Raw genomic sequence first — 16,431 nt, forward strand, 5'->3', positions numbered from 1 at the left:
GGGCGCTGACAACTGCCCCGAGGACCGAACCGGACCCGCTCAGAGAAGGTCGCCCCGGCTACGGGCATTGGCCTCGGCGGCGCGGGCGCGCAACTCCCTCAGCGGCGTCGCGAGTTCCACGTCGGCGGGCTCGGCCTCCCATTCGCAGCCGCCGTGCACCGGGCGGATCAGCAGCCGGCCCGCGACGCTGTCGACGTAGAACCCGACGCGGCCGGTGGCGGCGTCCCGGACGAGGTCGCCGACCTCGGGCAGACCGGGACCGGGGTGGGGGTGGTGCGTCATGGTCCCTCCGTCCTGGCCCGCGCCGTGCGCCCTGGCCTGCGTCGTCGCCTCCGGGGCGCCGGGGGTGCGGATCTCCAGAGATACACCCAGAAAATCTCCGGGACACCTCCCTGTCAACGTTTCTCTAGAGATGTCCCCCGATGGATGGATCGACCGCACACGTCGGCGCACACGCGTGCCCCGAGCCACAGGAGTGCGCCGTAGGGTGTCCCCCGACGAAGGGAGTGGGTCCCCCATGGCTGACCAGGACACTGGCCGCCGGCCCAAGTACCGGCGGATCGCGGACGAGTTGAGGACCTCGATCCAGGAGGGCCGGTACGGGCCCGGCGACCGTCTCCCGGGCGAGAACGACCTCATGGAGGCGTACGACGTGGCCCGGATGACGGCCCGCCAGGCACTCTCGGTGCTCCGGGACGAGGGCCTGGCCGAGGCACGCAAGGGCGCCGGCGTCTTCGTCCGCGCGTTCCGCCCGATCCGGCGGCGCGGCATCCCGAGGCTGGCGCAGGGCCACTGGGGCACGGGCCGCTCCGTATGGTCGGCCGACATCGAGGAACGGGACCTGGTCGTGGACCAGCTGGAGATCGCCGAGGCCCCGGCGCCGACGCGGCTCGCGGAGGCGCTGGGAGTACCGGACGGTTCGCCGCTCTGCGTACGCAGCCGCCGCTTCGTCCTGGACGACAAGCCGGTACTGCTCTCGGTGTCGTACCTCCCGGCATCGGTCGCGTCGGGCACGCCCATCGCGACCCCGGACACCGGCCCCGGCGGCATGTACGCCCGCCTCGCGGAACTGGGCTGCAAGCCCGCGCACTTCCGGGAGGAGATCCGCTGCCGGATGCCGACGGCGGACGAGTCGGAACGCCTGGCGCTGAGCGCGGGCACACCGGTCATCCTGATCTGCCGCACGGCGTTCACCGAGCAGGGTCAGGCGGTCGAGCTCAACGAGATGACGCTGGACTCGGGTTCGTACGTCCTGGAATACGACTTCGACGCATAGGAACGGGCAGGTCACTGCGGGAAGCTCACAGTGAGCAGCTCACCGCGGGAAACTCACCCGTCCCAGTCGGCCGTGAACGGCTTCCTGAGAAACCGGAAACCGCCGTCGTCCTCCCCCTCGACGTACAGCAGCCCCTCGACGCCGGAACTCTCCCCGCCCTGCTCGAAAAACGCGAACAGGGCATTCCTGCTGTACTCGGGAACCAGGTCGGGAATGCCCTTGAAATACTTCTCCGCGTCGACCTCGAGAAGGGCGCACGCCCGACGGAGCAGCCTCGGCCCCGGCGGGGTCCAGTAGAACTTCCCGTTGCAGCTGTAGTGCGCCAGACAGTAGGCGAGCAGCCCGCGCTCGACGGGCTCCGGCTCCTTCAGCCGCACGGCCAGGGAGGCCATCCGGGCTGCGTACATGCCGAACATCCCGACCGCGTTCTTCGCGGTGTAGCGGGCCAGCAGCTCGAACTCCCGCTGATCCGTCAGCGCGGCCAGGGCGGCGTCGACGTCCGAGTCGAGCGGACAGGGCAGCTCGCTCTCCTCGTACGCACGCGCCTTGAAACCCGGCGCGTTCAGCCGCTCCCAGAGGTCCTCAGAAAGCACCCCGAAGCCCCTCCATCCAACCCGCCCCACATCCCCAAGAACCCAAGAACCCTAATGGAGCCGAGGACGACACCCCCACCCGCCCGGTTCCCTTCACGCCGCGAGGGCGGTGAGGTCATACGGGAAAGTGAGTGTGGGCAGGATCGCCGCAGAGACAACTGGTCGTGGGGATCGACGGGTCACCCGTATAGCCGGGGCAGGAGCACAGAAGGCACCGGAACTCCTCCAGCGGCAGCTCCCCACCGGCCTGCGTCACGCGCGCGGCCGCGACCTCGTGGAGCGCCCTCAGCCGCTCGTCCAAGTCGACGAAATCAGCCCGATTCCACGCGTACGCCTGCTTCAGCTCGTCTGAGACTTCCCGTTGAGGGCTCATCACCCCTCCAGACAAAGACCGGATGGCCCTTCCAGTCTCTCCCCGCAGTCACCAGCCCGCAGGCCGAACGCCGGCCGCCCCCGAACATCAAGGCGACCGGGCCCCACTCGCCCGCCGACCTCGGATCAGCTCTGCTGCCGGCTGAATTCGTGCGTGCACCCGCCGGCAGTCATGTCCTTGGTGAAGCAGGCGACGAAGGAACTCGGAGAGCCGTAGAAGGCCAAGCTCATGTCCTCGCAGTCCACGCCGTCGAAGGTGACCTCGCTGTACGGGGCGGGAGACCAGGTTCCCTGTTGCTGTTCGGCGAACCCGGTGCACCCCCAGCCGACGATGTCCTCCTTGTCGAAGCCCGTGGCTGTGAACCTGCCGTCGTCCTTGAACTCGACCGTCGCCCCGGACCAGTCCGTCCACACGCCCGTCAGCCGATCAGCGGAGTCGACGTGGACCGGGTAGTACCCGGAGCAGGAGGCCAGCAGGAAGGTCACCGCACCTCCCCACGCAGCGCCGATGAATGCACGTCGTATCCGCTGATGCCGGCCGGCGGCCATACGGCCCTGCCTCTCGTGTCTCGCGCGCTTCGCGATCATGGACGTGGTTGTCGGAGGCGGATGCCGAAGGCCCCTCGCCATGATCGACGAGGGGCCTTCGTACCGGTGGGCGCGGACGGTTTCGAACCGCCGACATCTGCTTTGTAAGAGCAGCGCTCTACCCCTGAGCTACGCACCCGTGGAATGAGGCAACAGCGTACATGGCTCCCCTGTGTGCCCGGCAAACCGATAGACGGACGGGGCGGGCTCGGGGAGCCGGGTGCTGTGGTTAACCCCACCACGGATGCGGTGGTGGGCCGGATCGAGGGGCGGGGGGCCGGGCCGCTACGTTGACGGGGCAGTCAGAAGCGTCAGACGGGGGACATCGTGACCGCACACCGCATCCGCACACTGCTCGCCGCCGGTGGAGCCGTGTTCGTCGCACTCGGGGTCACCGGGTGCGGCAGCGCCGACTTCGAGGAGGCGCCGGTCGAGCGGAAGAACTTCGCGTTCAAGGGAGACATGCTCACCATCGACTCGGACAACTCGGACCTGAAGCTGGTGCCGGGCGACGTGTCGGAAGTCCGGGTGAGCCGGCAGGTCGGCGGGTGGGTGTTCCTCGGGGAGGGGCCCGAGGCCAGCTGGCGGATGGAGGGCTCGAAGCTGGTGCTGCGCGTGAAGTGCAACGCCGTGGCCAGCAACTGCGGGGCCCGGCACACCGTGACCGTGCCGCGCGGCGTCGCGGTCACGGTGCGGGACGAGAACGGGGACGTCACGGCCTCCGGCTTCACCGCGCCGCTGACGGTGACCAGCGACAACGGCGACGTCCGGGTGCGCGACCAGCGCGGACCGCTTGAGTTGCGCAGCGACAACGGGGACCTGCACCTGGAGAGCGGCACGCCCGGCACCCTCACCGCGGCGAGCGAGAACGGCGACGTCACCCTCGCCGTCCGCACCGCCCCGCAGAAGGTGGACGCGCACGCCGACAACGGCGACGTGGACATACGGCTGCCCGGCGGCGCGCAGTACGCCGTCACGACCTCCAGCGACAACGGGGACGTGAGCGTCGACGTGCCCACCGACGGCGCCAGCGCCCACAAGGTCTCCGCGCGCAGCGAGAACGGAGATGTCGCCGTGCACACGGCGAACTGAACGACCCGTGTGTTCGTCCTTGCCTGGTGGGAGAATGAACCGGGGCAGGGCGGACACGGCACGGGAGAGGGATGTGGCGGCGACCCAGGCGAGGGGCAGTGCGACGAGTGCCGTACTGGGGCTGATGATCGGGGCGCCGTTGCTGGCCGTCGCGATGCTGCCCGCGACGTTCGCGGGCGGAGGCGGCGGCACATCGCGCCGCTGGTTCGGGGGACGTGCCGAGAGCCAGCGGGCGGAGGCCCAGGCGGCGAAGGACGCGGCTGCCGCCGCGTTCTACGAGCTGGACACCGCGCAGCGCGGGCTGCGGATCTCGATCGAGACGATCACCGCCGTGGACGGCTCGCCGGAGGCCCGGCGGGCCGAGGCGGACTTCTCCGCGCTGGGGCAGCGGATCGACGAGGTCAGCCATGCGTACATCACGGCCGTGGACGCCCACGACCTCGACCGCGACGGCCTGGAGGCCTCGGTCGCGGCGCGCGCCAAGGGCGAGCTGAACCGCGCGAAGGACGAGCTGGTCCGGGTCAAGGGCGAGCTCGACCGCTTCGAGCAGAACCTCGCACCGCTCCTGGACAAGGCGGAGACCCAGCTCGCCCGGCTCGCCCCCGCCGTCGAACGGGCCCGTCAGGCACTCCGCGGCGCGGGTGCCGCCCTGGACGGGGTGCGGGAGTCCGGGATGCGGGCCGACGACCTGGCCACCCGGCTCGCCCAGCTCGGGCCCGAGCTGACCCGGCTCAACGAGGGCGCGGGCCGGCACGGCGTGGCCGAGACCCTCCAGCGCGCCGACCGCGTCCTGCGGGACGCCGAGGCGGTACGGGCCGAGGCGGAACGGCTCCCGGCGCGCGCCGCCGAGATCGACCGCCGGCTCGTCTCGCTGCGGACCCGCGCCCAGGCCCTGACCACCCGGGCGGGCGGCGTCGAGCCCGCCCTGAGCGAGCTGCGGCGGCGCTTCGTCGCCGCCTGCTGGCAGGACCTGCAGCACGTGCCCGAGCGGGCCGCCGACCACCTCCGCCAGGCGGAGGCCAAGCTCGGCGAGGCCGCGAAGGCCCGCGAGGAGCAGCGCTGGGCAGACGCCACCAGCCGGCTCAGCACCGTCCGCGCCCTGCTCAACACCACGGACGAGGAGGTCTCCGCCGCCGGGGACCGGCTGCAGCGCCTCAACGCCGTCGCCAAGGACCCCCAGCAGGAGATCGACCGGGCCCGCTTCACCATCCGCGACGCCCAGCGGCTCGCCATGGCCGGCCGCAACACCCCCGACCCGCGTCACGCCCGCCCCCTCGACGAGGCCGTCGCCCGTCTGGACCACGCCATCGCCGCCCTGGAGGGCCGCCACCCCGACTACTGGCACTTCCTCACCGAACTGGAAGCCGTCCGCACCACCGCCGCCCACGTCGTCGAGCTCATCCGCGAGGAACGCGGCGCCGGCCGGGCGTGAGGGGGCCGGCCGCGGGCGCCGGGGGTGAGGGCACGGGCTCCCCGTCCGGAGTCCCGCACCCTCACCTTCGATGATGACGCGGGACGGGCTGCGACGGGCCGCTAGCCTGGTCGGCATGCCTCGTTACGAATACCGCTGCCGGACCTGCGACGACACCTTCGAGCTCAGCCGCCCGATGGCCGAGTCCGGCGACCCCGCCGACTGCCCCTCCGGGCACTCCGACACCGTCAAGCTGCTCTCCGCCGTCGCGGTCGGCGGCTCGGCGAAGTCGGGCCCCGCGCCCGCCGCCGCCGGCTCCGGCGGCGGTTGCTGCGGCGGGGGCTGCTGCGGCTGACCCGCCACCGACCCGCCGACGCGCCCTGACCGCCCGGTCTCCCACCCGCGCCCTCAGCCGCCCAGATACCGCAGCACCGCCAGCACCCGTCTGCTGTACCCCTCCGTCGTCCCCGTCAGCTGCAGCTTGTCGAAGATCGCGTTGATGTGTTTCTCGACGGCGCTCTGCGAGATGTGGAGCCGGCTGGCGAGGGAGGCGTTGGTGTGGCCCTGGGCCATCGCCGCCAGCACGTCTCGCTCGCGGGTCGTGAGTCCGGCGAGCGGGTCGGTGTGCGTGGACCGGGCGAGGAGCCGGCTCACGACCTCCGAGTCGAAGGCCGTCCGGCCCTCCCCCACCCGCTCCAGCGCGTCCAGGAACTCGTCCACCTGCGCCACCCGGTCCTTCAGCAGATACCCGACCGCTCCCGCGTCCGCCACCTCCCCGGTGAGCAGCTCCGTCGCGTATCTCTTCTCCACATACTGCGAGAGGACGAGGACGCCCACGGACGGCCAGCGCCGGCGGATCTCCAGCGCCGCCCGCAGCCCTTCGTCGGTGTGCGTCGGCGGCATCCGCACATCCGCGACGACCACGTCGGGCGGGTCGGCCGCCACCGCCGCCACGAGCTCCACCGCCGTGCCGACGGCCGCCCGCACCTCGTGCCCCTCCTCGACGAGCAGGCGCACGAGCCCCTCCCTCAGCAGCGTCGAGTCCTCCGCCAGCATCACGCGCACGGCAGCTCCGCCCTCACGGCCGTCGGCCGGGCTGTCGACGGTGAACCCGCCGTCCAGCGCCGCCACCCGGCTGGCCAGCCCGGTCAGTCCGCCGCCGCGCGGATCCGCCCCACCGGCCCCGTCGTCCCGCACCCCCACGATCAGGTCTCCTTTCTCGTCGTCGGAGATCGACACCTCTATCCGGTTCGCCCCCGCGTGCTTCACGACGTTGGTGACGCACTCGGAGACGATGAAGTACGCCACCGTCTCCACCTGCTTGTTCAACGGCCGCCCGACCCGGTACGTCAACTGCACCGGCACCGGGCTGCGTTCGGCGACGGACTCCAGCGCGGCCTTCAGCCCTGCCTCGTCCAGGACGGCCGGATGGACGCGCCAGGCCACCTCGCGCAGCTCCACCAGAGCGCGCCGGCTCTCCTCATGGGCCTGGACCAGCAGCTCCGCGGCCAGCTCAGGATCCCGGCTGCGTCTGGCTCTGCCCAGCAGCATCCCCAGCGCCACGAGCCGCTGCTGGACACCGTCGTGCAGATCGCGCTCGATGCGTCGGCGTTCGTCGTGGATGGCGTCCACGACGCCGGAGCGGCTGGCGGCGAGCTGCTCGATCCGGCGCTCCAGCTCGTGCTGGTCGGGCCCGACGAGACGCACCGCCAGGTGCTCCTCGAGCGTGGTGACCCCGAATATCCCCTGCGTGGCGAGGAAGAGCATGAACAGTCCCAGGAAGCCGCTCAGCACCACCTGCCAGGGGTGGTCGATCTCGGTGAACATCCAGCCCACGAGCGCGAAGACGCCGAGGCCCGCCCCGTACGCGCCGACGAGGAGGACGGTGCCGCCGAGGAGTCCGAGCGGCCAGCGCAGCGCGAGATAGCGCAGGACCTGCGCGTCCCCGTCCTCGTGCGCGCCCGCGTATCCGGGCGGCAGCGCCAGGTCGTGGAACCGCTCCAGCCGGCCGGCCTCGAAGCGCACGAACCAGCGGGCCGCGGCGGCCGCCGGGCGCAGCGCCGCGCGCCGGCCGCTCGGCCAGGCGAGCAGCGTGAGCAGCAGGACGCCCGTGAGCACCGCGCACAGCAGCTCGACGACGGCGCTGCCGACTCCGATGCCCAGCCCGACCGCGTTTCTCGCGCACTTCAGAGCCAGTCGTTTCATGATCGCCACGCTAGCGGCGGAGGACGGGAGCGCGTACTGCGGAAAACCGCAGAAAGCTGTGTGGCTTTCCGCAGTCCGCCGACGGGCACGGAATTCGACCATGGACGCATGGAGAAATGGATCAACGGCCTCATGGACACACTCGGCGCACCCGGCGCGGGAATCGCGGTCGCGCTGGAGAACCTCTTTCCCCCTATTCCGAGTGAAGTGATCCTGCCGATGGCGGGGTTCGCCTCGGCGTCCGGCCGGATCGGGCTGCTCGCGGCGTTGTTGTGGACGACGGCCGGTTCGGTCGTGGGCGCGCTCGCGCTGTACGGGGTGGGCGCGCTGCTGGGCCGGGAGCGGACGCTGGGGATAGCCGCCCGGCTGCCGCTGGTGAAGGTGAGCGACATCGAGCGCACGGAGGCGTGGTTCGTCCGGCACGGCGCGAAGGCCGTGTTCCTGGGCCGGATGGTGCCGATCTTCCGCAGTCTGATCTCGGTGCCGGCCGGGGTGGAGCGGATGCCACTGCCACTGTTCCTGGTGCTGACGACGCTGGGCAGCGCGATATGGAACACCGCCTTCGTGCTCGCCGGTCACGCACTGGGCGACAACTGGGAGCAAGTCACCGGTCTTGTCTCGGTGTACTCGAAGGCGGTGCTCGTGGCGGCGGTGGCCGCGGTGCTCTGTTTCGTCGGGATACGTCTGACCGGGTTGGTCAGGCCGGGTCCGGGAGGGCGTCGGCAGCGTCGCTGAGCAGGCCGGGCAGGGAGGCGAGGTGGGTGCGGGCGGTCGTGCCGAAGCGGCGGAGGATCTCTTCGCCGGCCGCGACGCCGCGGTGGGTGAGTGCGTCGAGGTGGGGTGCGGTCCAGTCGGCGTCGGCGAGTTCGCCGTGGCCGGGGCGCCAGGCGCAGTCGGCGGCCTGGAGCAGGTCCGCGTCGAGGAGCGAGTCGCCGGCGGCGAGGGTGAGCGTGGCGCCGGTGCGGCGGGCGACCTCTCGCATGGCGGCGCTCTTGGTGAGCGGCTTGGGGACGGCGTAGATCTTCCGGCCCTGGAGGGAGACGGTCCAGCCGCGTTCGCCGGCCCAGGAGGTGAATTCCTCCAGCCACTCCTCGGGCATCAGCTCGCGTTCCACCACGAGGTAGGCGAAGAGGTCTTCGGCGACGCGGTGCTTGCGCACCCAGGAGGGGTCGGTGGTGTCGGTGAAGCGGGCGCGGATCTCGTCGAGCGGGGCGCATTCGGCATCGAGGCGGCGCAGGACGGAGGCGTGCCAGTCGTGGTCGGTGGCGCCGTCGACGAGGAGGTGGCCGCCGTTGGCGCAGATCGCGTATTGGGGGGTGGGGATGGGCAGACGGATCCGCTGGTACTGCTTGCGGGTGCGGGTCGTCGTCGGGACGAAGTAGGTGTCGGCGGCGAGCTGTTCGAGGAGCTCGGCGGCGCTCTCGGTCAGATAGGACAGGGGCTTGCTCTCGTGGACCTCGACGCAGAGCAGCCGGGGCGCCTGGGCGTCGGGCATGCCGAGGGCCAGCGCGGCGGACGAGTAAATGAGGGTGCGGTCGAGGTCGCTGGCGACGAGGACGGTGGCGGTGGTCACTGGGACACCACCGCCTTGCCGTCGGCGCCTGTCGCACCCCTGGTGAACTGGGGGTGGATCAGGCCGACACAGGTGTAGGGGAGTTCGTCGACCTCTTCGACGGGGACCCCGCGCTGTTCGGCGAGGAGACGGACGTGGTCGAGGTCCGGGCCGGCGTCGCGCTGGGCGAGGATCTTCCAGGGGACGCGGCGCAGCAGGACGCGGGTGGTCTCACCGACGCCGGGCTTGACGAGGTTGACGTCGTGGATGCCGTACTCCTCGCTGATCCGCTCGACGGCGGCCCAGCCCTCCCAGGTGGGGGTGCGGTCGGCGGCGAGGAGTTCCTTGACCTCGGCGTCGACGGAGTCGGCGACCTCGTCGAAGTGGGCGGAGACCGTGTCGAGGAAGTCGTTGGAGACGTCGGCGCCGGCGAGTTCGCGGTAGAACTTGCCGCCGTGGAAGTCGTCCGGGCCGACCAGGTCCGGGCGGAGCACCGTACGGGATATCAGGCCGGAGACAGTGGAGTTGAGGCAGGCGGAGGGGATGAGGAAGTCCTCGCGGGTGCCGTAGGTGCGGACGCAGGAGCCGGGGTCGGCGAGGACGGCGATCTCCGGGTCGAAGCCCTCGAAGTCCTTCAGGGCCTCGGCGAGTTCGCGGGTGATGGCGCCCTTGCCGGTCCAGCCGTCGACGAAGACGACGTCGGCGGGGTCGTGGTGGGCGGCGAGCCAGCGCAGGGCGTTGGCGTCGATGCCGCGGCCGCGGACGATGGAGACGGCGTAGTGGGGCAGGTCGAGGCCGTGGCGGTGCTGGGCCCAGCGGCGCATCAGGACGCCGACGGGGGTGCCGGCGCGGGCGAGGGAGACGAGGACGGGCCGGGCAGACCTCTCGGCGAGGACGGTCTCGGTGACGGTGCCGACGGCGCGGGCGATACGGACGGCGGAGGCGTCCAGGGCCGTGTGGAAGAGCCGCTGGTACTCGGCGCTGGGCTGGTACTCGACGGGGAGGGACTCGGCGTAGTGGGCGCCGCCGCTCTGGATGGCTTCCTCGCGCTCCTCGGTGGGGGCTTCCAGTTCGACGTCGGAGAGGTCCTGCAGCAGCCAGCCGACCTCCTCGGGGGCGTACGAGGAGAAGGCGGGACCGCGCAGCGGCTCGGGCAGCATCGAGGCACCTCGGGGGGTGTAGGAAGGGACGACGGCGAGCACGACGTGCGGGACGTGCGCGCCGAGCCGGGCCAGCAGGCCGTCGGGGCCGTGGAGTTCCGGTGTGTCGGCGGTGGAGTCGACGACGGCGACGACGGCGTCGAAGCCGGCGCCGGCGACGTTGTAGGCGTAGCGGTCGCCCGGGCCGTCGGCGGGCGTGTCGTGGGCGGGGAAGACGAGCCGGGTGCGGATCGCGTAGCCGGGGTCGTCGACGGCGAGGACGGGAGAACGGGTGGTGGTCGAGTAGGAGACGTCGGCCCCGGTCTGCTCCAGCGCGTGGGCGAGGCGGAGCGGGGCGTACATCAGCTCCTCGTTGCCGAGGACGAGGACGCGGGGCGGGCGGCCGCCGGCGGTGGTCGCCGGGGCCAGTGCGGCGGACAGGCGGGTGGCCATGTCCGGCAGGGCGGCCTCCAGGAGGGCCCGGTGGGCGGGGGTGAAGCCGTGCCGGCCGCCGTCGGGGACGCCGGCCGGCCAGCCCAGCTCGACCCGGACGGGCGCGGGGCGGGCGGGGTTCTCGGCAGGGGCGACGGGGACGGTCGGGGTCTCGTGGGCGGCGACCAGCTCCTGGCCCCTGGCGAGGACGCCGTCGGGGAGGCGGACGGTGCCGCGGGCGCCGGTGACGAGGTCGATCCGGGCGCCGACCTCCTCGCCGAAGGCGGTCAGCCGGCCCAGGTCGGCGTCGGAGCGCATGTCGACCAGGGCGACGACCACGTACCGGTCGCGGGGGTGGCGGGCGTGCAGGTCGCGGATGGTGTTGAGGACGGTGTTGCCGGTGGAGAACTCGTCGTCGACGAGGACCAGCGGGCCGGGTCCGGCCAGCAGCTTGGGGTCCTCGGGGAGCAGCAGATGGGAGGTGGCGTGGGAGTGGGACTCCTCGAAGCCGCCGGCGCGGTGCACGCCGGCGACGGGCCGGCGGGTGGAGTGCAGGTACGGGACCTGGCCCAGGCCGTCGGCGACGGAGTGGCCGAGGCCGGTGGCGGTCTCGGCGTAGCCGACGACGACGGCGTCCGCCGCAGCCGGGCCGAGCAGTTCCGCGGCGCGTACGCCGAGGGCGTGCCCGTACCCGTACACGACCGTGGGGCGCTGGGGGACGTGCTTGCCCAGGACGTTCGAGACGAGCAGGTGCGCCCGCTTCGGATTGCGTCTCAGGGCCAGACCGAGGAGGTCCCGCAGCTCACCGTCTCCGACCAGTTCGACGCCCAGTCGCTCGGCGACCCACGTTCCCGTCCACTCCACGTCCTCGTTCACCCTTCGTCAGCCGGCCAGACCGGCGGTCAGCAGCTCCACGAAGCCGACGTCCTCGCGGGCGACGCCGAAGACCTCGGCGCGCAGCAGGGTTCGTTCGGCCCACGCGCGGTGCGGCTTCACTTCGTTCATCTTGTTCGTGTACGCGGAGCGCAGCACGCCGCCGCCGCCCCGTTCGGGCCGCAGGATGTCCTGGGCGTCGCTGAACTCCTCGTGGCTGACCACGGAGAGCGCATGCACCGGCACCACGTGCGACGGGTGGATGCAGGTCTTGCCGAGCAGGCCGTTGGCGCGGTCGAGCTCGATCTCGCGGAGCAGCCCGTCGAGGTCGTGTTCGATGAGCGCGGTGCGCAGTTCCTCGGCCCGCCCCTCCAGGAAGGGGCTGCGCCGCAGCTGCGGCTTGAACATGCGCTCCTGGGCGCGGAAGTACTCCCAGACGGGGCCGGTGATGGTGAAGCCGGTGCCGTCGGAGCGGCCCAGCACATTGACCACGTCGGCGATCACATGGGCCACGAGCTGGACGTCGTAGGCGGTCATGTCGGGCGAGCGGCGCAGTCCGTACGCGGAGCAGAAGTCGGTGACGCCGAGCCGCAGGGCGAGGACCCGGTCGCGGTACTTGTCGACGATCCGGGCGATGCCGGCGAGGGTGTCGGCCCGGGTCTCCAGGTGGAGCAGCTGCGGGGATTCCAGTACGGGCATGGCGAAGAGACGCCGTCCGCAGTCGTTCTCCGCGAGGGTGAGGGCCTCCAGGAAGGCCGCTCCGCGCTCCTCGGTGAACTTGGGCAGCACGAATCCGGAGAGCAGCCGAACGGTTTCTCCGAGCCGGTTCACCAGGTCGGGTATCTGCCGGGGCTCACGGACCCGGATGAACAGCAGCGGCGGTTCCGCGCCATCGGCTGCGCCGGCTGCGGCCAGGTCGGCGAACTGCCGGACGAGGTTGGCCTCGGCGGCCTCCACGTCGTGGTCGTCGATCGAGTCCTCCAGGCAGAGCACCATGGAGACGACGCCGCGCGCGGCCTGTTTGCGCACGTCGTCGGCGAGTTTGGGGCGGGTGGCCGGGCTGTAGAGCGTGGCGCCCAGGGCCACGGCGAGCGTGCGCGCGGGCGAGTCGGCCGTGAACTCGGCCGGCTCCTGATGGAACAGCCCAGCCCGCGACGCGGACGGGATGTGCCCGAAATGACGCATGTATCTCCCCCGACTGGCATCCGTGGCCGTGACGACATGTGGCCGGTAATAGTACGTAGGTGCGGGTGTCAACAGTTCCCCGTGAGCATGAAATCCAGGTAACTCGTCCGTATCCCTCCCCTGCCGTGTGCGTAGTCGCCGCGCCGCGAACAGCCCCCCGCGTTGTCCGAGGGGCAGGCGGGAAGGCAGGATGACGACCATGACGCACGCGATGCTGAAGGGCTCCAACGTCCCTCTCGACACCGCGGCCGTACGGGCCGTGCTCCGCTGGACCCCGGGCCCCGGGGTCCCCGACGTGGATGCCTCCGCCCTGCTGCTCGGCCCGGACGGGCGCGTGCGTACGGACGAGGACTTCGTCTTCTACAACCAGCCGCGCCATCCCTCGGGCCTGGTGCGGCGGCTGCCGAAGAAGCGTGAGGCCGACGGGCTGACCGACACGATCGAGGCCGACCTGGGCGCGCTGGACCCGTCGGTGGACCAGGTGGTGATCGCCGCGTCCTCGGACGGCGGCACGTTCCGCTCGGTGAGCGACCTGCGGATCCTGCTGTACGACGCGGGCTCCGCCGGCCGCGAGCCGCTGGCGCTGTTCGACGTGAAGGCGGAGACCGGCGAGGAGACGGCCGTCATCTGCGGCGAGCTGTACCGCCGCGGCGAGGGCTGGAAGTTCCGTGCGGTGGGGCAGGGCTATCCGACCGGTCTGGTCGGTCTGGCGACCGCGTTCGGCATCTCGGTGGACGAGTCGGCCGAGGAGCCGGTCGCCGGGGGCTCCGTACCGGCTTCCCCGCAGACCGCTCCCGCCCCGGCGCAGGCCGCCCGGGACGCCGACGCGACCGTGGTGCACACCCCGATCCCGCCGCAGCCCGCCACGCCCCCGACGGCTCCCCCGGCTCCGGCCACGGCCCCCGCCTACGGATATCCGCAGCCGGTCACGTCGTCCGCGCCGCCCGGCCCGGCCCCGGAGTTCCGTCTGCCGCCCATGGGACCGCAGTTCGTCCGTCCGTAAGGCCGGCTCGGCGGTCACGCCTCAGGCCTTCGTCTTGTAGCCGCGGCCCCACTGGAGTCCCCAGCCGTACAGCCGGTCCAGTTCGGCCTGGAATCCGTACACGAACTTGACCTCCCGGCGCACGATGAGTTCGTCCTTGACGTTCTCCACTCTGAACACGGCGCAGGAGCGGGCCTGCGGAGCCCGCTCGTCCAGTTCGATCTCGATCCGCGGCCCGTTGCTCGGGTAGAGCGTCATCTTGGCGTGGGTGCGGTCGAAGGCCGGCGTCTGGTCGTAGATGTAGACGAAGAACAGCAGGCGCTTGATCTTGTCCTTGTGGTCGAGGTTGACGTAGATCGTCTCGCCGGAGGGCGAGCCGAACCGGTCGTCGCCGCTGAGCTTCACGTACGGCGCGGCGTTCACGTCGCCGAAGTAGCCGCCGAGCGGCTGGACGACGCCCTTGCTGCCGTCGCTGAGTTCGTAGAGGCAGCCGATGTCCAGGTCGACGTTGACGGCGGCCTGGGTGTGGCCCTGGACGACCTCGGGCTTGAAGAGCTTGGACGGGTTCCGCAGCAGCCGGCCGCTCTGCTTGGAGCGGCCCTCGATGTCCGAGGTGCGCATCCGCCAGGAGAGGTTGACCCTCAGATTGCCGGTGGCGGCGCCCTGCTTGGTCAGTGAGACCGACGGGCGCCGCTTGGTCAGCTCGATCGCGTTGCTCGCGGCGTTGCCCGAGTCGAACTGGGCTGCGCCGCCCCGCCACAGACTGTCCCAGAAGGCCATGCCTCCCACCCCCACCTGTCCCGCCGTGCCCTGCGTGCTGCCGACATGAGCCGCGGGGCGGCCGGGTGCACCGGCCGCCCCGCAGAGAAGCGTTCCTCAGAGTCCGGGGTGTCACACCCCGGACGACACCTCGGTCTTGTCGCCCGGGGCGTCGGCATCCCCCTCGGCCTCCGCCAGCCGCTTGTTGCGGCGCACGGAGGACCAGAAGGACCAGGCGATGAGCGCGACACCGATGAGGCCGGTGACGACCTCGGGGATCTCGTACTGGATGGTCACCAGGAGGAGAACGGCGAGCGCGCCGATGGCGTAGTGGGCGCCGTGCTCCAGGTAGACGTAGTCGTCGAGGGTGCCCTGGCGGACCAGGTAGACCGTGAGCGAACGGACGTACATGGCGCCGACGCCCAGGCCGAGCGCCATCAGGACGATGTCGTTGGTGATGGCGAACGCGCCGATGACACCGTCGAAGGAGAACGACGCGTCGAGGACCTCGAGGTAGAGGAACATGAAGAAGGCGGCCTTGCCGGCCAGCTGGACGGCCGTCACCTTCTTGCCGCTGCGAGCGGCCTCTTCCTCGGCCTCGTGCTCGCGCTCCTCCTCCTCCTCGAGCTTGTTCTCGAAGTAGCCGGAGAGACCGCCGACGACGAGATACGTGATCAGACCGGCGATGCCGGAGATCAGCACCGTCTGGGCCTTGTCGACGTGCGTGCCACCGTGCTGGTGGGCGTGGGTCGCGAAGGTCATGGCGCTGATCATGAGGACGATCAGGGCGATGCAGACCGACAGCATGTCGATCTTGCCGAGCTTGGCCAGCGGCCGCTCGATCCAGCGCAGCCACTGGATGTCGCGGTCCTCGAAGATGAAGTCGAGGAAGATCATCAGGAGGAACATGCCGCCGAAGGCCGCGATCGACGGGTGCGCGTCGGTCACGAGTTCCTGATAGCGGTCGGCGTCGTTGAGCGCGAGGTCGACGGCCTCGATGGGCCCGATCTTGGCGCTGATCGCGACGATCACGACGGGGAAGACCAGTCGCATACCGAAGACGGCGATGAGCACACCGATCGTGAGGAAGATCTTCTGCCAGAAGGCATTCATCTTCTTCAGGATTCCGGCGTTGACCACCGCGTTGTCGAAGGACAGCGAGATCTCGAGGACGCACAGGATCGCAACGATCCCGAACGCCTCCCACCCCCCGTAAAGCACCGCTGCGACCAGACCGAGCGCCGTGACGGCGAACGACCAGCCGAAGGTTTTCAGAACCACTGTCTACCCCATCGTCATAAGTACGCGGCTTTACGAAACGTTGACCCCGAAGTCTAGAGCGATGCCCCGCAGTCCGGACGCGTACCCCTGTCCTACCGCCCTGAACTTCCATTCCCCGTTGTAGCGGTAGAGCTCGCCGAAGATCATCGCAGTCTCGGTGGACGCGTCCTCGGAGAGGTCGTAGCGGGCGAGTTCCTGACCGTCGGCCTGATTGACCACGCGGATGAAGGCATTGCTGACCTGGCCGAAGGTCTGACCGCGGTTGTCGGCCTCGTGGATCGAGACCGGGAAGGTGATCTTGTCGCAGTGCAGCGGAACCTTCGTCAGGTCCACGATGAGCGACTCGTCGTCGCCGTCGCCCTCACCGGTCAGGTTGTCACCGGTGTGCTCCACGGAGCCCTCGGGGCTCCTGAGGTTGTTGTAGAAGATGAAGTACTCATCCCCGAGCACGCGCCCCGACTGGCACAGCAGCGCGCTGGCGTCGAGGTCGAAGTCCGCACCCGTGGTGGAACGTGCGTCCCAGCCGAGGCCGATGAGGACCTGGGTGAGATTGGGTGCGGCCTTGGAGAGGGAGACATTGCCTCCCTTGGCGAGCGTGACGCCCATGACGATGGTCCTCCCCGGTTCGGTGTTCTCTCGCTAGAGGCACGTCCGGCGCCGCACGGAACGTGCGGCGCCGGACGGGTGAAGC

General features: G+C 71.0%; 16 protein-coding genes, 1 tRNA gene and 1 pseudogene. 6 read left to right on the forward strand and 12 right to left on the reverse strand.

The genetic code is table 11. The annotated features are described in order from the left end of the window. Positions 1 to 39: 39 nt before the first annotated feature. Entirely contained in the window at positions 40 to 282 is a 243-nt protein-coding gene (locus ACGFMM_RS02045; protein ID WP_393642228.1) for a hypothetical protein, read from the reverse strand. A gap of 235 nt (positions 283 to 517) precedes the next feature. Between ACGFMM_RS02045 and ACGFMM_RS02050 the strand changes: the two genes are divergently transcribed. Continuing rightward, positions 518 to 1,276: a GntR family transcriptional regulator gene (locus ACGFMM_RS02050; RefSeq protein ID WP_393642230.1), complete on the forward strand. Its 759-nt coding sequence runs from the start codon at positions 518 to 520 to the stop codon at positions 1,274 to 1,276. A gap of 53 nt (positions 1,277 to 1,329) precedes the next feature. On the opposite strand, the gene ACGFMM_RS02055 is transcribed toward ACGFMM_RS02050, so the two are convergent. From ACGFMM_RS02055 to ACGFMM_RS02065, 3 genes are all read right to left on the reverse strand, one after another. After that, on the reverse strand, positions 1,330 to 1,869 hold the full coding sequence (locus tag ACGFMM_RS02055) for a hypothetical protein (protein ID WP_393642232.1): 540 nt from the start codon (positions 1,867 to 1,869) through the stop codon (positions 1,330 to 1,332). A gap of 498 nt (positions 1,870 to 2,367) precedes the next feature. Then, positions 2,368 to 2,727 carry a hypothetical protein gene (locus tag ACGFMM_RS02060; RefSeq protein ID WP_393642233.1) on the reverse strand — a complete coding sequence of 120 codons (360 nt, stop codon included), beginning with the start codon at positions 2,725 to 2,727 and terminating at the stop codon, positions 2,368 to 2,370. Between the two features lie 169 nt (positions 2,728 to 2,896). Continuing rightward, positions 2,897 to 2,968: transfer RNA gene (locus ACGFMM_RS02065), tRNA-Val, on the reverse strand. A 188-nt stretch (positions 2,969 to 3,156) separates the two neighbouring features. Between ACGFMM_RS02065 and ACGFMM_RS02070 the strand changes: the two genes are divergently transcribed. The 3 genes from ACGFMM_RS02070 to ACGFMM_RS02080 all read left to right on the forward strand — a co-directional run bounded on the left by ACGFMM_RS02070 (position 3,157) and on the right by ACGFMM_RS02080 (position 5,687). Continuing rightward, positions 3,157 to 3,921 (forward strand): DUF4097 domain-containing protein, encoded by a 765-nt coding sequence (locus ACGFMM_RS02070; protein WP_393642235.1) that lies wholly within the window; start codon positions 3,157 to 3,159, stop codon positions 3,919 to 3,921. A gap of 124 nt (positions 3,922 to 4,045) precedes the next feature. Continuing rightward, the gene (locus ACGFMM_RS02075; protein ID WP_393642791.1) at positions 4,046 to 5,353 is read left to right on the forward strand and encodes a hypothetical protein; all 1,308 of its coding nucleotides are present in this window, start codon (positions 4,046 to 4,048) and stop codon (positions 5,351 to 5,353) included. Between the two features lie 115 nt (positions 5,354 to 5,468). After that, positions 5,469 to 5,687 carry a zinc ribbon domain-containing protein gene (locus tag ACGFMM_RS02080; protein ID WP_393642237.1) on the forward strand — a complete coding sequence of 73 codons (219 nt, stop codon included), beginning with the start codon at positions 5,469 to 5,471 and terminating at the stop codon, positions 5,685 to 5,687. Between the two features lie 53 nt (positions 5,688 to 5,740). On the opposite strand, the gene ACGFMM_RS02085 is transcribed toward ACGFMM_RS02080, so the two are convergent. Next, the gene (locus ACGFMM_RS02085; protein ID WP_393642793.1) at positions 5,741 to 6,397 is read right to left on the reverse strand and encodes a response regulator; all 657 of its coding nucleotides are present in this window, start codon (positions 6,395 to 6,397) and stop codon (positions 5,741 to 5,743) included. A 411-nt stretch (positions 6,398 to 6,808) separates the two neighbouring features. Beyond that, positions 6,809 to 7,639, reverse strand: a pseudogene (locus ACGFMM_RS02090) (histidine kinase); the annotation flags it as partial. Between the two features lie 6 nt (positions 7,640 to 7,645). On the opposite strand from ACGFMM_RS02090, the gene ACGFMM_RS02095 reads away from it, so the two are divergent. Beyond that, complete coding sequence (locus ACGFMM_RS02095) at positions 7,646 to 8,272, forward strand: DedA family protein (RefSeq protein WP_393642238.1); 627 nt, start codon at positions 7,646 to 7,648, stop codon at positions 8,270 to 8,272. Here the strand turns inward: ACGFMM_RS02095 and ACGFMM_RS02100 are convergent. The 3 genes from ACGFMM_RS02100 to ACGFMM_RS02110 are packed head-to-tail and all read right to left on the reverse strand — an operon-like array spanning position 8,235 to position 12,718. Beyond that, complete coding sequence (locus ACGFMM_RS02100; RefSeq protein WP_393642240.1) at positions 8,235 to 9,110, reverse strand: HAD family hydrolase; 876 nt, start codon at positions 9,108 to 9,110, stop codon at positions 8,235 to 8,237. The two genes, ACGFMM_RS02095 and ACGFMM_RS02100, sit on opposite strands and share 38 nt — an antisense overlap. Continuing rightward, positions 9,107 to 11,524 carry a phosphoribosyltransferase gene (locus ACGFMM_RS02105; protein ID WP_393642242.1) on the reverse strand — a complete coding sequence of 806 codons (2,418 nt, stop codon included), beginning with the start codon at positions 11,522 to 11,524 and terminating at the stop codon, positions 9,107 to 9,109. Before ACGFMM_RS02105 ends, ACGFMM_RS02100 begins: the two co-directional genes overlap by 4 nt. 18 nt (positions 11,525 to 11,542) lie before the next feature. Then, positions 11,543 to 12,718 carry an HpcH/HpaI aldolase/citrate lyase family protein gene (locus tag ACGFMM_RS02110; RefSeq protein WP_393642243.1) on the reverse strand — a complete coding sequence of 392 codons (1,176 nt, stop codon included), beginning with the start codon at positions 12,716 to 12,718 and terminating at the stop codon, positions 11,543 to 11,545. Positions 12,719 to 12,908: 190 nt separating this feature from the next. Between ACGFMM_RS02110 and ACGFMM_RS02115 the strand changes: the two genes are divergently transcribed. Continuing rightward, positions 12,909 to 13,721: a TerD family protein gene (locus ACGFMM_RS02115; protein WP_393642245.1), complete on the forward strand. Its 813-nt coding sequence runs from the start codon at positions 12,909 to 12,911 to the stop codon at positions 13,719 to 13,721. A 21-nt stretch (positions 13,722 to 13,742) separates the two neighbouring features. Here the strand turns inward: ACGFMM_RS02115 and ACGFMM_RS02120 are convergent, their stop codons facing one another. The 3 genes from ACGFMM_RS02120 to ACGFMM_RS02130 form a co-directional block, all read right to left on the reverse strand. Then, positions 13,743 to 14,480, reverse strand: coding sequence for a Tellurium resistance (locus tag ACGFMM_RS02120; protein WP_393642247.1), 738 nt, complete (start codon positions 14,478 to 14,480; stop codon positions 13,743 to 13,745). Between the two features lie 111 nt (positions 14,481 to 14,591). Continuing rightward, positions 14,592 to 15,740, reverse strand: a complete 1,149-nt coding sequence (locus ACGFMM_RS02125) for a DUF475 domain-containing protein (protein WP_393642249.1) — start codon at positions 15,738 to 15,740, stop codon at positions 14,592 to 14,594. Between the two features lie 30 nt (positions 15,741 to 15,770). After that, positions 15,771 to 16,346, reverse strand: a complete 576-nt coding sequence (locus ACGFMM_RS02130) for a TerD family protein (RefSeq protein ID WP_393642251.1) — start codon at positions 16,344 to 16,346, stop codon at positions 15,771 to 15,773. Positions 16,347 to 16,431: the final 85 nt, after the last annotated feature.

This window comes from Streptomyces sp. NPDC048604 (genome assembly GCF_043199435.1).
GTDB lineage: Bacteria > Actinomycetota > Actinomycetes > Streptomycetales > Streptomycetaceae > Streptomyces.

Coding starts and splice junctions, on each gene's coding strand:
- ACGFMM_RS02110 (WP_393642243.1), bottom strand. CDS start 12,718: ATGCGTCATTTCGGGCACATCCCGTCCGCGTCGCGGGCTGGGCTGTTC.
- ACGFMM_RS02050 (WP_393642230.1), top strand. CDS start 518: ATGGCTGACCAGGACACTGGCCGCCGGCCCAAGTACCGGCGGATCGCG.
- ACGFMM_RS02120 (WP_393642247.1), bottom strand. CDS start 14,480: ATGGCCTTCTGGGACAGTCTGTGGCGGGGCGGCGCAGCCCAGTTCGAC.
- ACGFMM_RS02095 (WP_393642238.1), top strand. CDS start 7,646: ATGGAGAAATGGATCAACGGCCTCATGGACACACTCGGCGCACCCGGC.
- ACGFMM_RS02045 (WP_393642228.1), bottom strand. CDS start 282: ATGACGCACCACCCCCACCCCGGTCCCGGTCTGCCCGAGGTCGGCGAC.
- ACGFMM_RS02075 (WP_393642791.1), top strand. CDS start 4,046: ATGATCGGGGCGCCGTTGCTGGCCGTCGCGATGCTGCCCGCGACGTTC.
- ACGFMM_RS02115 (WP_393642245.1), top strand. CDS start 12,909: ATGACGACCATGACGCACGCGATGCTGAAGGGCTCCAACGTCCCTCTC.
- ACGFMM_RS02130 (WP_393642251.1), bottom strand. CDS start 16,346: ATGGGCGTCACGCTCGCCAAGGGAGGCAATGTCTCCCTCTCCAAGGCC.
- ACGFMM_RS02080 (WP_393642237.1), top strand. CDS start 5,469: ATGCCTCGTTACGAATACCGCTGCCGGACCTGCGACGACACCTTCGAG.